Origin of the sequence: Shewanella alkalitolerans, from assembly GCF_019457575.1 — a bacterium.
GTDB classification, from domain to species: domain Bacteria; phylum Pseudomonadota; class Gammaproteobacteria; order Enterobacterales; family Shewanellaceae; genus Shewanella; species Shewanella loihica.
This window is the reverse complement of the sequence record NZ_CP080422.1, coordinates 4,480,268-4,494,623: the sequence shown is the minus strand read 5'-3', so window position 1 is coordinate 4,494,623 and position 14,356 is coordinate 4,480,268. Positions and strand designations below refer to the sequence as shown.

Below are 14,356 nucleotides of genomic sequence, written 5' to 3'. Positions count from 1 at the left end.
TAGTAGGGCAAACGCTGTCTTCAGGTTTGCCCTACATTTATGTCAGTATCAGAAGCGATATCCAAGGGCGAAAGTAAAGGTATGGGTATCGAGTAAATCCATCGCCTGATAGTGATAGGTGAGACCGAGATCCATGCCCGACGCAAACTCCATCCGCCAACCTAGTCCTGCCAGCAGGCCAGTTCCATCATCTGTGTACTTACGGCCGTTGTCGTCGGTATCGGTAAATTTTAGTCGATATTGGTTGGCGCCCAGTTTAAATACCAGACTGTTTCGCTGAGACAAGGGGAGTGTATATAGGGCCGCAGCACGGAAGCTGTCGATATTATCCATTTGATTACCAATGATAATGATATTGTTGACAAATACATCCTGGTAGCCCACTTCTAGGCCCCATTCGGAGGAAAATTGGTAGCGATAGGCAAGATCATAGTGAAGTGGAATATTATCGGTGACATTATCATCTGATGAAATACTGGTGTAACCTATCCCCGCACCGACCGATAGGGCGTGATGGTAATCCGATGCGAAAGAGAGAGGTGTAACGAGCAGGCAAGCTGCGGCAAGAAGAGCTTTCATAACAATCCTTTGTAAGTTGATAACGGCAAAATATCGAATCCGACTTATAGCAGATGTCGCCTACAAAGGGTACAGATAATTTGTTTTTGCTTAAAATTATCGTCTGTTAAATTAGTTATTTTTCAATTATTAATCTAAACAAGGCCTGCTTTTAAGCGTTAAAAGCTACTGTTGGCGGTGACTAGTTGCTACTCAGGCTAACAGCGGCTGGGAGCGCTTCTCTATGCGTTGCCACACCTTATCGTGGAAGTAGAACACGACAGTGTTGATCGCCGGTTCTATGAGTGCCACGGCGCCACCTATCACTATGCTACCGGTTAACAGGTAGGTGATTCCGAATGCGACACCGAAGTGTAGTACTGCAAAGGTGAATGTCTTAGCCATGATGCGTCTCCTCTTAGATTTAGTTAAATGATAATTATTATCATTTAAGTTGTAAAGTCGGAGAGTGCGATTGGCTTAATGCAGTAAGACGATTAATAAAGATGAGCGAGTCGAGAAAAATGCCCAGAGTGACAGATACCTTAACTGGCACTCTGGGGCGGCTGGTGTGATTTTAGTGGTACGTAGAGACTAGTAATGCCAAGGGAACTTAGAGAAATCCTGATCCCGTTTTTCCAGGAAGGCATCACGTCCTTCTACCGCTTCGTCGGTACCATAGGCCAGGCGTGTCGCCTCACCGGCAAACAGTTGCTGACCCACTAAGCCATCGTCCGGCAGGTTAAAGCCGTACTTCAACATACGCATGGCTGTAGGCGACTTAGAGTTGATCTCTTTGGCCCATCTCAGCGCCTCGGTTTCCAACTCAGCATGGGAGATGGCGCGGTTGACCATGCCCATGTCGAACGCCTCCTCCGCACTGTAATTAAAACCGAGGAAGAAAATTTCCCGGGCACGCTTCTGGCCAATCATCTTGGCGAGGTAGGCGCTGCCGTACCCCGAGTCGAAGCTGCCGACATCCGGGTCGGTTTGTTTAAATACCGCATGCTCTTTAGAGGCCAGGGTAAGATCGCAGACCACATGCAGGCTATGACCACCGCCGACCGCCCAGCCCGGCACGACCGCTATTACCACCTTAGGCATGAAACGGATCAGGCGCTGTACCTCTAAGATATGCAGGCGGCCCATGCGCGCCAAGTCGGGTTTATCTGTCTCTTCGCCTTCATACTTGTAGCCATCCTTGCCGCGGATACGCTGGTCGCCACCGGCGCTGAAAGACCATTGTCCCTTGGCCGACGGGCCGTTGCCGGTCAGCAGCACACAACCCACATCAGACCATTGGCGGGCATGATCCAGGGCGATATAGAGTTCATCGACCGTCTTAGGGCGAAATGAGTTGAGGCAATCTGGACGATCTATGGCGATACGTACCGTGCCCTGATCCTTCGCCCTATGATAGGTAATATCTTCGAAATCAAATCCAGGTACTCGATCCCATAAGGAGGGATCAAAGATATCGGAAACCTTGTCTGTCATGTTCGTAACCCTATGTATGTCGCATCGAGAGATGAGCCAAGGCTAGGCTCATTATGAATAGAGATCAATTAGGCAGCAGAAAAGCGTGCGCTGGGCAAAGCTTTCTGTAGCCTGTGAGGGATTATCTGAGCTTGTCGCAGATAAATTGCTGGTTATCTTTGCTCAGCTCGTCAAAGCGATTGCTGCTGTTGCCGCAATATTTCTCGGTAAACTCGAGCACCGATTCTTTCGATTCGAGAATATTGTCCAGTGCCGCTAACTCTTTTCGAGTCAGTCGCTCGGCAATCTGCGTCTTGAACATCGCGATGTTCTTGTCGACACGAATGATTTTGGTTCCCGTCATCGAGTCGAGTTTACGTTCGATACGCTTCATCAGGGCATCGGTTTGCGCGATGGGCTCATCGAGTTTGTCTGTCTCGGTCGCTAGATAATAGAGTAATCCTATCCCTGCACCTAAAATAATCCAGCCTCTCATTATTTATCCAACCATGGTGAACAATCAGTATTAGAAATGTATAATAAGCCAGTTTTCATGGAATATTAAAGCTGTAAGGCTGTTAAATATGAACGCAGAATCAAATAAAAAGGATTATTCCAAGGCTGAGCGGATCAAAATTCATCAGCCGGACGAGAATAAATCCGATCGTTTTAATCCCCGCAATCGTATTTATGTTAGAGCAATAGAAGGATTTTGGACTCAGCTACGTCGCCGCTTGGGCTGGGTTGCTATGCTCTTTTTCCTCATCTTGCCCTGGATCCCCTGGGGAGACAGACAAGCCGTCTGGTTTAACCTGGGTGAGCAGAAGTTTCATATCTTCGGCCTAACCATTTGGCCCCAAGACCTTACCTTACTCGCTGCATTATTAATGATAGCCGCGTTTGGTCTCTTTTTTGTGACAACTTATCTTGGCCGTGTCTGGTGTGGTTATACCTGCCCGCAGACGGTGTGGACCTTTATTTTCATCTGGTTCGAAGAGAAATTTGAAGGTGCCCGTAATAAGCGGATGAAGTTAGATCAGATGCCATGGAGTTTTAATAAGGTCTGGCGCAAGACCGCCAAGCATCTCTCCTGGTTGTTGGTGTCGCTACTCACCGCCATGACCTTCGTCTCCTATTTCGTACCGACCACCGAAGTCTATGCTGACGTCTTTAGTGGCAGCGCCTCGGGCGCCATCTATTTCTGGGTAACCCTGTTTACCGTGGCCACCTATGGTAATGCCGGCTGGATGCGCGAGATCATGTGTATCCACATGTGCCCATATGCCCGCTTCCAATCGGCCATGTTCGACAAGAACACCTTTATCGTGGGTTATGACACCAAGCGCGGTGAAGATCGTGGTCCCCGTTCGCGTAAGGCCGATCCTAAGGCCCTTGGCCTGGGCGATTGTATCGACTGCGATCTCTGCGTGCAGGTGTGTCCTACCGGTATCGATATTCGTAACGGTCTGCAATATGAGTGCATCAACTGTGGCTCTTGTATCGATGCCTGTGATACCACCATGGAGCGCATGGGTTACGACAAGGGCCTGATCGCCTACACCACGGAAAACAAACTCGAAGGCGTTAAAGAGAAGGTTCTACGACCTAAACTCCTGGGTTATGGTGCCGTGTTGGCATTCATGATCTTAGTCTTTATCTATGCGACGGTGACCATAGCACCTGTACGTATCGATATCATTCGCGACCGTAACCAGCTCTTTAGGGAAAATGATCAAGGTCTAATCGAGAACACCTTTACCCTGAAGATCCTCAATAAGACGGAAGCCAAGCATGAGTATCAACTCAGCGTCGACGGTCTGCCTGACTATCAGTGGTATGGTCCGCAATCTGTCACTATCGAAGGAGGCGAGGTGCTGACCCTGCCTGTGAGTGTCGCCGTGGATCCTGTTGGACTGTCACGTGCCATGACCAGAGTCGATTTCAAGGTCACCACGGTATTAGACGGTGAGACAGTCGAGGCGACCCAAGAGTCACGCTTCTTTAGCCAATAATCTGGCTGCGACTATTACTAGTAAACAGTAAACAGTAAATAGTAAAAAGTAGCGAAAGATAGGAAAAGGGGCATTTTAGCCCCTTTTTTGTACGTAATGCCTGATTATTGCCCGCTTAGTCATCAAAGTGTCATTTTCTTTCAAAAAGCCCTTGCGTAAAAGAATCGTCTCCCTATAATGCGCATCCACTGACACGGCGCAGCAACTTCTTCAACTGGTGAAAGCCAGAAAAACAAAGGGATTCAGCCTGGTCAGGGACTCGATTTCAGTAGCGGTTAAACGCAATGAGTTGAGTCGGGCAGAAAGTGGTTTAAGGCTTTCAAATGTCGCCTTCTGGTTAAAGAATCGACGCTTGAAAAACTTCTTAAAATTAACCCTTGACGCCAACATCGGGAAGTGTAGAATACGCATCCCTAAGCCAACGGCCCGGCGCCAGCGGCGGCATCAAATACGATGCAATGCTCTTTAACAAGATAAAACAAGAAATCTGTGTGGGCACTCACAGGTATTGAGTTAATCGAAAACGATTTAAATCTCAATGCATGATTTACTAAATCTAGTTTCACTAGAGATAGTGAGTGTTCATAGCAATATGTACAAACATGTAGGTGATTCTTCCGAGTCATTTATGTGAATCAGAATTCATTGAGTCGGACTTAGGTCCACAAAAACTTTTAATTGAAGAGTTTGATCATGGCTCAGATTGAACGCTGGCGGCAGGCCTAACACATGCAAGTCGAGCGGTAACAGAAAGTAGCTTGCTACTTTGCTGACGAGCGGCGGACGGGTGAGTAATGCCTAGGGAACTGCCCAGTCGAGGGGGATAACAGTTGGAAACGACTGCTAATACCGCATACGCCCTACGGGGGAAAAGAGGGGATCTTCGGACCTTCTGCGATTGGATGTACCTAGGTGGGATTAGCTAGTAGGTGAGGTAATGGCTCACCTAGGCGACGATCCCTAGCTGTTCTGAGAGGATGATCAGCCACACTGGGACTGAGACACGGCCCAGACTCCTACGGGAGGCAGCAGTGGGGAATATTGCACAATGGGCGCAAGCCTGATGCAGCCATGCCGCGTGTGTGAAGAAGGCCTTCGGGTTGTAAAGCACTTTCAGCGAGGAGGAAAGGTTAACGGTTAATACCCGTTAGCTGTGACGTTACTCGCAGAAGAAGCACCGGCTAACTTCGTGCCAGCAGCCGCGGTAATACGAGGGGTGCAAGCGTTAATCGGAATTACTGGGCGTAAAGCGTACGCAGGCGGTTGATTAAGCGAGATGTGAAAGCCCCGGGCTTAACCTGGGAACTGCATTTCGAACTGGTCAACTAGAGTCTTGTAGAGGGGGGTAGAATTTCAGGTGTAGCGGTGAAATGCGTAGAGATCTGAAGGAATACCGGTGGCGAAGGCGGCCCCCTGGACAAAGACTGACGCTCAGGTACGAAAGCGTGGGGAGCAAACAGGATTAGATACCCTGGTAGTCCACGCCGTAAACGATGTCTACTCGGAATTTGGTGTCTTGAACACTGGGTTCTCAAGCTAACGCATTAAGTAGACCGCCTGGGGAGTACGGCCGCAAGGTTAAAACTCAAATGAATTGACGGGGGCCCGCACAAGCGGTGGAGCATGTGGTTTAATTCGATGCAACGCGAAGAACCTTACCTACTCTTGACATCCAGAGAACTTTCCAGAGATGGATTGGTGCCTTCGGGAACTCTGAGACAGGTGCTGCATGGCTGTCGTCAGCTCGTGTTGTGAAATGTTGGGTTAAGTCCCGCAACGAGCGCAACCCTTATCCTTACTTGCCAGCGGGTAATGCCGGGAACTTTAGGGAGACTGCCGGTGATAAACCGGAGGAAGGTGGGGACGACGTCAAGTCATCATGGCCCTTACGAGTAGGGCTACACACGTGCTACAATGGTCGGTACAGAGGGTTGCGAAGCCGCGAGGTGGAGCTAATCTCACAAAGCCGGTCGTAGTCCGGATTGGAGTCTGCAACTCGACTCCATGAAGTCGGAATCGCTAGTAATCGTGGATCAGAATGCCACGGTGAATACGTTCCCGGGCCTTGTACACACCGCCCGTCACACCATGGGAGTGGGCTGCACCAGAAGTAGATAGCTTAACCTTCGGGAGGGCGTTTACCACGGTGTGGTTCATGACTGGGGTGAAGTCGTAACAAGGTAGCCCTAGGGGAACCTGGGGCTGGATCACCTCCTTACCTATACGATTGACTGATATTTGTTGAGTGTTCACACAGATAACTTGTTCTTGTTAGAGCGAGTGGCACGTCCGAGCGACGATGCTTGTTCTTTAAAAATTTGGAAAGCTGATAGTAATAACCGAAAGGTTATTGCGAAAAATAATTGAGTTCTCAAAACACACTTTAATCAAGTGACTTGAGTATTCTTTTGGCGAAAGTAGAAACCGTTAGTTGCGATGCGACTCAGATGAAACTCATTTGGGTTGTATGGTTAAGTGACTAAGCGTATACGGTGGATGCCTTGGCAGTCAGAGGCGATGAAGGACGTAGTAACTTGCGAAAAGCGTTGGCGAGCTAGTAACAAGCATTTGAGCTAACGATGTCCGAATGGGGAAACCCGGCACCATAAGGTGTCATCACTAAGTGAATACATAGCTTAGTGAGGCGAACGAGGGGAACTGAAACATCTAAGTACCCTTAGGAAAAGAAATCAACCGAGATTCCCCTAGTAGCGGCGAGCGAACGGGGATTAGCCCTTAAGCCTAGAGGGTGTTAGTGGAATGTGTTGGAAAGCACAGCGATACAGGGTGATAGCCCCGTACATGAAAACTAACTTTAGGTGAAAACGAGTAGGACGGGACACGTGATATCTTGTTCGAATATGGGGGGACCATCCTCCAAGGCTAAATACTCCTGACTGACCGATAGTGAACCAGTACCGTGAGGGAAAGGCGAAAAGAACCCCTGTGAGGGGAGTGAAATAGAACCTGAAACCGTATACGTACAAGCAGTGGGAGCGGTTCTTGAGACCGTGACTGCGTACCTTTTGTATAATGGGTCAGCGACTTACATTTTGTAGCGAGGTTAAGCGAATAGCGGAGCCGTAGGGAAACCGAGTGTTAACTGCGCGTTTAGTTGCAAGGTGTAGACCCGAAACCCGGTGATCTAGCCATGGGCAGGTTGAAGGTTGAGTAACATCAACTGGAGGACCGAACACACGTATGTTGAAAAATGCGGTGATGACTTGTGGCTGGGGGTGAAAGGCCAATCAAACCGGGAGATATCTGGTTCTCCTCGAAAGCTATTTAGGTAGCGCCTCGAGCGAATACCATTGGGGGTAGAGCACTGTTAAGGCTAGGGGGTCATCCCGACTTACCAACCCTTTGCAAACTCCGAATACCAATGAGTACTACTCGGGAGACACACGGCGGGTGCTAACGTCCGTCGTGAAAAGGGAAACAACCCAGACCATCAGCTAAGGTCCCAAAGTTATTGCTAAGTGGGAAACGATGTGGGAAGGCTTAGACAGCTAGGATGTTGGCTTAGAAGCAGCCATCATTTAAAGAAAGCGTAATAGCTCACTAGTCGAGTCGGCCTGCGCGGAAGATATAACGGGGCTAAGCAATACACCGAAGCTATGGGTACTAGCGCTTGCGCTGGTGCGGTAGAGGAGCGTTCTGTAAGCCGTTGAAGGTGAAGGGGTAACCCACGCTGGAGGTATCAGAAGTGCGAATGCTGACATGAGTAACGATAAAGGGGGTGAAAAACCTCCTCGCCGAAAGACCAAGGGTTCCTGTCCAACGTTAATCGGGGCAGGGTGAGTCGACCCCTAAGGCGAGGCCGAAAGGCGTAGTCGATGGGAAACGGGTTAATATTCCCGTACTTCTGCTAACTGCGATGGAGAGACGGAGAAGGCTAGGCTAGCGCGGCGTTGGTTGTCCGCGTTTAAGGCTGTAGGTAGGGTGCTTAGGCAAATCCGGGCACCTAATACTGAGAGTTGATGACGAGTCACTACGGTGATGAAGTAGTTGATGCCATGCTTCCAGGAAAATCTTCTAAGCTTCAGGTTAGCAGGAATCGTACCCCAAACCGACACAGGTGGTCGGGTAGAGAATACCAAGGCGCTTGAGAGAACTCGGCTGAAGGAACTAGGCAAAATGGTACCGTAACTTCGGGAGAAGGTACGCTCCTGTTGGTGATGAGACTTGCTCTCTAAGCTGACGGGAGTCGCAGATACCAGGTGGCTGCAACTGTTTATCAAAAACACAGCACTGTGCAAAATCGCAAGATGACGTATACGGTGTGACGCCTGCCCGGTGCCGGAAGGTTAATTGATTGGGTTATCTTCGGAGAAGCTCATGATCGAAGCCCCGGTAAACGGCGGCCGTAACTATAACGGTCCTAAGGTAGCGAAATTCCTTGTCGGGTAAGTTCCGACCTGCACGAATGGCGTAATGATGGCCACGCTGTCTCCAGCCGAGACTCAGTGAAGTTGAAATTGCGGTGAAGATGCCGTATACCCGCGGCTAGACGGAAAGACCCCGTGAACCTTTACTATAGCTTGGCACTGAACATTGACCCTACATGTGTAGGATAGGTGGGAGACTTTGAAGCGGGAACGCCAGTTCTCGTGGAGTCATCCTTGAAATACCACCCTTGTAGTGTTGATGTTCTAACTCTGGCCCCTGAATCGGGGTTGAGGACAGTGCCTGGTGGGTAGTTTGACTGGGGCGGTCTCCTCCCAAAGAGTAACGGAGGAGCACGAAGGTTGGCTAAGTACGGTCGGACATCGTACGGTTAGTGCAATGGCATAAGCCAGCTTAACTGCGAGACATACACGTCGAGCAGGTGCGAAAGCAGGTCATAGTGATCCGGTGGTTCTGAATGGAAGGGCCATCGCTCAACGGATAAAAGGTACTCCGGGGATAACAGGCTGATACCGCCCAAGAGTTCATATCGACGGCGGTGTTTGGCACCTCGATGTCGGCTCATCACATCCTGGGGCTGAAGTCGGTCCCAAGGGTATGGCTGTTCGCCATTTAAAGTGGTACGCGAGCTGGGTTCAGAACGTCGTGAGACAGTTCGGTCCCTATCTGCCGTGGGCGTTGGATGATTGAAGGGAGCTGCTCCTAGTACGAGAGGACCGGAGTGGACGAACCGCTGGTGTTCGGGTTGTCATGCCAATGGCATTGCCCGGTAGCTACGTTCGGAATCGATAACCGCTGAAAGCATCTAAGCGGGAAGCGAGCCCTAAGATGAGTCATCCCTAGACCTTTAAGGTCTCTAAAGAGCCGTCCGAGACTAGGACGTTGATAGGCAGGGTGTGTAAGCGTTGTGAGGCGTTGAGCTAACCTGTACTAATGACTCGTGAGGCTTAACCATACAACCCAAAAGGGTTTCGTAAGATGGTTTTACGTAATCAAAAGAATACAAAAGTACTTGATTGAAGTGCGAACTCAAATTGACTCTTAAATAAGAGTACAGCTTTCCGAATTTCCAAATTTGTCTGGAAACCATAGCATTGTGGTCCCACCTGATCCCATCCCGAACTCAGAAGTGAAACGCAATCGCGCCGATGGTAGTGTGGGGTCTCCCCATGTGAGAGTAGGTCATTTCCAGGCGCCTAATAAACGATAAATCCCCAGCACCTAGTGTTGGGGATTTTTTCGTTTAACAGCCTTTGAAATATCTACTCGAACATGGGAAATATAAAGAGCCCGAACGCAGTGAGGTACGTTTCCATGTGAAGTAGGGCGAATATCGCGATAGCGATGTGCTTATGAGCGCGAAGCTTTAGCGGAGCTGGCCATGACAGGCGCCTAAATAGCTCCCAGCAATTTATGGCACTTCCTACATCCATGTAGGTCGCGCGAAAGTGCTACTTCACCCGCTGCCCACAGCCACTTCGTGGGTGGCAGTTAAAGTGCTCCAATCATTAACTGCATTTCCGCCATCCATGGCGGTCAGGCCCTCAGCTCGCAGCCTAGCTGCTTCGCGCTCCAGTCATCCATCAAGCTGCGCTTGATAAGCGGATGTCTTACGCCCGCATGTGAGATTGAGGGAGTTAGTGTTGATGTCTGGGTTGGAGCTGGCCATGACTGGCGCTTTTTTCTATGTATAGCTGAGTACCCGACTCGTAGCCTAGCTGCTTCGCGCTACAAAGCACCCAGGTGAGGGCAGATAAACTGCAGCGTTTAGCTAATCCTTAAAGCAAGGCTGTGGCATAAGGTGAATGAGTTAAAACACTTAAGTTCGCTAGATAGAAGCAACTGAGTTGTTGTCTTATTTCTAGGGATAACGTCATTATCTGTATGGCGTTCTCTATAGAACCTTAGTGTTTTTATCTCTTTTACTATTAGGTAGAGCTAAGCTTTATGAAATCTCAGAATAATGCTGTGATCTTAATGACTAACAAGCTACGCAAATATAGGTATAATGCCGTATGAATTGTCGTCTAGGATGTGGTGCTTGTTGTATAGCGCCGTCTATCACCAGCCCTATCCCTGGCATGCCCAATGGTAAGCCTGCCGGGGTGCGTTGCATCCAGTTAGATGAGCGGAATCTTTGCAAGATATTCGGTCACCCAGAGCGCCCTGCGCTGTGTGATCGTTTCATCGCCGAACCTGAAGTCTGTGGTTCGACGGCAGAAGAGGCACTTTGGTTGATTACATCTTTAGAAACGGCGACCCAGTCTTAGAAGGTAGGTTATGCAGTTAACTCGTTATACAGATTTTGGTATTCGTACGTTAATGTACCTGGCCTTATCGCCAGAGAGAGAAACCCTGTTTAGAATCGCCGAGATCACCGAGGTGTTCGATCTGTCGGCTAACCATGTGTCTAAGATAGTGCATCATCTTGGTAAAGAAGGTTATCTGCAGACGGTTCGTGGTAAGGCAGGTGGTTTTAAGCTAGGTAAGCCGGCGGATCAGATCAATATCGGTGTCCTGGTGCGCACGCTGGAAAACTCGCTGTCGCCTATCGATTGCAGCAAGCCCTATTGCCGTTTCTCGCCAGCCTGTCAGCTCAAGGGCGTGCTCGCCGAGGCGGTCGACGCTTATCTTGCCGTGCTAGACAAATACTCATTGGCCGATGTCGTCAGTAACCGTGACGAGTTAAGAGCCTTGCTACCGGATCTTACCATCCCAGTCTTAGAGCTTTAACTTAGCCTTTCTTAAGTTCGCCTATCTTAAATGCGCCTTGTCGCTGGTCGCGGGTTCCTTCTGTGCGAGGCGATAGGGCAAGAGCCTGGATGTATTCACTAATGCGATTCCTTCGTCCGAGAGTCTGGACAGATTCGCCTTTAAGAAGCTGATGGTCTCGGGATAGGGGTGTGCGATCACTATGAGTTGCCCCTCCTTGTTCGCCAGCTGGATCAGCTGGTTAAATTGTCTCTCAAGCCCCTGTGGCGATACATCGTTATCCAGAAAGAGTTGTCTTCTCAATAGCGGAATCCCCAGCCTGTTGGCTGCGTCGCTGGCCTTGCTGTATCTGGTGGTCATGCTGTCGACAAAGTAGTTGTCTTGCTGCTTCAGGCTCTCCATTAGCCAGGTCATGGGCGCGTCTAGTTGTGTGAGCAGACTCCCCATATGGTTGTTGACACCTTTGGCGTAGGGGACACTCTTAAAGGCGTCATCGACCGCCCGCTTGAGAGCCTGTTCGCTCATCTGATTGGTCAGTCCGCCAGGGCCCATCTCCTTGCCATTCAATGCCTGCATGGGCAGGTGCAACATGATCTCGTGGCCCTTGTCGTGGGCGATGGCGGCAAGCCTTTCGCCCAGAGGGGTATGGGGCAATACTGAGAGGGTGATGTCGCTTGGCAATGCCAACACCGCCTCGTCAGTCTGACGATAACCTATGTCGTCAATGATGATGGAGACCTGGGCGGCGAAGCAGTGTGGTGTGGTAAATAAGACAGCTAATAAGAGTAATAAGCGCACTGTTTTGGTTATTCACTAACTATTTGTTTTTATCCATGAGATCGCCGATTCGATAACCTTATCGTGGGCGGCTCCCTCATGGGGTGTTTGCTCATCGATTATAGGCATACTTTGTCCGGCAGTCATAGTCTCGCCCGGGATATTTATATCTGGCTCTATGCCGATGGCGTGTATGTCCCTGCCTTTGGGTGTGGTGTAGTGGGCTATGGTCAGCTTGATGGCATTGCCCTCGATAAGAGTGGGGATCAGGCTCTGCACCGTGCCCTTACCGAAGCTCTTTTCGCCGATCAGTGTGGCGCGCTTGTTTTCCTGAAGCGCCGCCGCCAGCACCTCTGAGGCCGAGGCCGACCCCTTGTTGATTAGCACGGTAAGTGGCAGCTTGGAGAACATGGTCTGTGGTGAGGCGAAGTAGTCGGAGTTAGCGTCAAAGAAGCGGCCCCGGGTAGATACGATACGCCCCTTGGCGAGGAAGATGTCGGCAATCTTGATCGCCTGATCCAGCAAGCCGCCAGGGTTGTTACGCAGATCCAGGATCAGGCCTGTCATGGGCTCATTTTGCCATTGGGTCAGCAGCTTAATGAGATCTTCGGTAGAGTCGTCCTGAAAGCTGGAGAGTTTGATGTAGCCTATGCCATTGTCGAGCAGCTCGCCCTCTACCGAGTTGACGTCGATAAGACTAGGGGTGAGTGTCACATCGAACAGGGCCTCCGAATTGGCGCGGCTTAACGACAGGTTGATGGCCAGATTATGCTGGCTGTGGAACTTGATTTCCTCCAGCACATTCTCAAGCTGCTTGGCGGTTACCGCCTCATTATTGACTTTGACGATGCGGTCTCCGGGCTGAATGCCTGCGTTGGCGGCAGGCGAATGGGGAAAGGGGCTGATGATGGTGACCTGGTTCTGCTCAGTGGCTATCTCTATGCCGAAACCGAAGTATTCGCCCTTGTTGGCGTCCTTGATGTCGGAGAAAGCCTGGCTGTCGAGGAAGTTTGAATAGGGGTCTAGCTTGCTGAATACCCCCTCAATGGCGGCCTGGATCAGATCTTCCTGAGAGATCTTGTCTACGTAGTAGGTCTCTACCGTGCTGATGATGTCGATGAGGAGAGGGTAATTGACCTTGGGCTGATACTCTTTGGCATTCTCATGGCCGAACAAGGTGATAGAGAGACCTAGGGTCAGCCCTAGGGCGACACAGGTGAAATAGCGGATCATTTGAGACATGGACGACCTCCCCATTACTCGGGGTCGTTGTCGCGTTATCGTCTACAGTATCTCGCAGGATCGACCGCTTGCCCCTTATGCCTTACCTCAAAGTATAGGCCAGGTTCTGTCTGTCCACCCGAGCGTCCGACCAGGGCTATGGTCTCTCCCTTCTTAACGCTGTCGCCGGCATCCTTAAGTAGGGTCTGGGCGTGGCCATAGAGGCTCATGTAGCCCTTGCCGTGATCGACCACCATCACCATACCGAAGCCCCTGAGCCAGTCGGCATAGATCACCTTGCCCGAGGCGATGGCGTTGATCGATTGCCCCTCTGGGGCGGCCATCATCACACCCTTCCATTTCACTTCGCCCGAACGTAGGCTGCCAAACCCAGCGCGGATACGGCCCTTGGTCGGCCAGCTAAGCTTCTGGCGGCTGGAGAGGCCTTCCATGCTGGGGTTGTCTTTCATGGCCCTTAGCGCCTGTTCGACCACCCGCTTCAAGCTGGCTTCCTCTATCTGTAGTTGTTCCAGCTTGGCGCCGTGTGAATTGAGGGTGCGCTCTATCTGTTTCAGGGTCTGTTGACGTTGATGTTGTTCTTGGGTGAGTGCCTTGGCCTGTTGCTCCTGGTTGAGGATCAGCTCGTTGAGCTTAGTCTGTTGGGCCTTCTGCTCAGACTCGACGGCCGTCAGTTCGGTCATCGTCTGTTGCAGCTGCTTGATGGCGTCCATTCTCGCCTTGTTGAGAAACTGATAGTAGGCGAGCAGTCTCTCTATGGTGGCCGGACTCTGCTGATTGAGCAGCATCTTGGTGTAATCGTGGTTGCCCGCCAGATAGGCGCTGGCTAGCTGGTTGGACAGTGTCTTCTGTTGCGTCTGCTTGAGGGTATCAAGCTCTGCCTTGCGGCCATCTAGCTCGGCCAGTTTCTTGTCGGTTTGTGCCAGTGACGCCCTGGTATTGGTCACCTTTTTTGCCGCTGCGGCGATCGCCTGTTCATCTTTTTTCAGCAGAGAAATCAGCTTCTCGTGTTGGCGACTGGTGTCCTTGAGAGCCGACTGCTGGTTGCTTATCTGTTTCTGAATGGCTTCAAGCTCGGATTGACGCTGCTTCAGGTCGGATGCCTGCGCAGTACAAGAGAGCATGATAAAGCCAGCAAGTATGCTGGCTTTATAGAAACCGGAACATTTAAGCAA

Annotated in this window: 10 protein-coding genes and 3 rRNA genes; 6 read left to right on the top strand and 7 right to left on the bottom strand. The window is 50.5% G+C overall.

Annotated features, from left to right (window positions below; genetic code table 11):
* Positions 1 to 48: 48 nt before the first annotated feature.
* The 4 genes from K0J45_RS19560 to K0J45_RS19545 form a co-directional block, all read right to left on the bottom strand.
* Complete coding sequence (locus K0J45_RS19560) at positions 49 to 579, bottom strand: porin family protein (protein WP_220043773.1); 531 nt, start codon at positions 577 to 579, stop codon at positions 49 to 51.
* A gap of 192 nt (positions 580 to 771) precedes the next feature.
* On the bottom strand, positions 772 to 963 hold the full coding sequence (locus tag K0J45_RS19555; RefSeq protein WP_144202201.1) for a DUF2061 domain-containing protein: 192 nt from the start codon (positions 961 to 963) through the stop codon (positions 772 to 774).
* A gap of 189 nt (positions 964 to 1,152) precedes the next feature.
* Entirely contained in the window at positions 1,153 to 2,055 is a 903-nt protein-coding gene (locus K0J45_RS19550) for a 1,4-dihydroxy-2-naphthoyl-CoA synthase (RefSeq protein ID WP_220043772.1), read from the bottom strand.
* Between the two features lie 121 nt (positions 2,056 to 2,176).
* Positions 2,177 to 2,530, bottom strand: a complete 354-nt coding sequence (locus tag K0J45_RS19545) for a hypothetical protein (RefSeq protein WP_011867607.1) — start codon at positions 2,528 to 2,530, stop codon at positions 2,177 to 2,179.
* 88 nt (positions 2,531 to 2,618) lie between these two features.
* On the opposite strand from K0J45_RS19545, the gene ccoG reads away from it, so the two are divergent.
* The 6 genes from ccoG (at position 2,619) to K0J45_RS19515 (ending at position 11,186) form a co-directional block, all read left to right on the top strand.
* The gene (gene ccoG, locus K0J45_RS19540; RefSeq protein ID WP_220043771.1) at positions 2,619 to 4,046 is read left to right on the top strand and encodes a cytochrome c oxidase accessory protein CcoG; all 1,428 of its coding nucleotides are present in this window, start codon (positions 2,619 to 2,621) and stop codon (positions 4,044 to 4,046) included.
* Between the two features lie 675 nt (positions 4,047 to 4,721).
* Positions 4,722 to 6,264 (top strand): 16S ribosomal RNA (locus tag K0J45_RS19535).
* 251 nt (positions 6,265 to 6,515) lie between these two features.
* Positions 6,516 to 9,408 (top strand): 23S ribosomal RNA (locus tag K0J45_RS19530).
* Positions 9,409 to 9,531: 123 nt separating this feature from the next.
* Positions 9,532 to 9,647: ribosomal RNA gene (rrf, locus tag K0J45_RS19525) — 5S ribosomal RNA — on the top strand.
* The 16S, 23S and 5S rRNA genes sit together here, the layout of an rRNA operon.
* 821 nt (positions 9,648 to 10,468) lie before the next feature.
* Positions 10,469 to 10,723, top strand: coding sequence for a YkgJ family cysteine cluster protein (locus K0J45_RS19520; protein ID WP_220043770.1), 255 nt, complete (start codon positions 10,469 to 10,471; stop codon positions 10,721 to 10,723).
* 10 nt (positions 10,724 to 10,733) lie between these two features.
* The gene (locus K0J45_RS19515; protein WP_011867604.1) at positions 10,734 to 11,186 is read left to right on the top strand and encodes an Rrf2 family transcriptional regulator; all 453 of its coding nucleotides are present in this window, start codon (positions 10,734 to 10,736) and stop codon (positions 11,184 to 11,186) included.
* A gap of 21 nt (positions 11,187 to 11,207) precedes the next feature.
* Here the strand turns inward: K0J45_RS19515 and K0J45_RS19510 are convergent, their stop codons facing one another.
* From K0J45_RS19510 to K0J45_RS19500, 3 genes are read right to left on the bottom strand one after another with little or no spacing between them, the layout of a single operon-like run.
* Positions 11,208 to 11,963, bottom strand: a complete 756-nt coding sequence (locus K0J45_RS19510) for a divergent polysaccharide deacetylase family protein (RefSeq protein ID WP_220043769.1) — start codon at positions 11,961 to 11,963, stop codon at positions 11,208 to 11,210.
* Between the two features lie 15 nt (positions 11,964 to 11,978).
* Entirely contained in the window at positions 11,979 to 13,184 is a 1,206-nt protein-coding gene (locus K0J45_RS19505) for a S41 family peptidase (RefSeq protein WP_220043768.1), read from the bottom strand.
* 35 nt (positions 13,185 to 13,219) lie between these two features.
* A complete protein-coding gene (locus K0J45_RS19500) occupies positions 13,220 to 14,305 on the bottom strand; it encodes a murein hydrolase activator EnvC family protein (protein ID WP_011867601.1) in 1,086 nt (361 codons plus the stop codon).
* Positions 14,306 to 14,356: the final 51 nt, after the last annotated feature.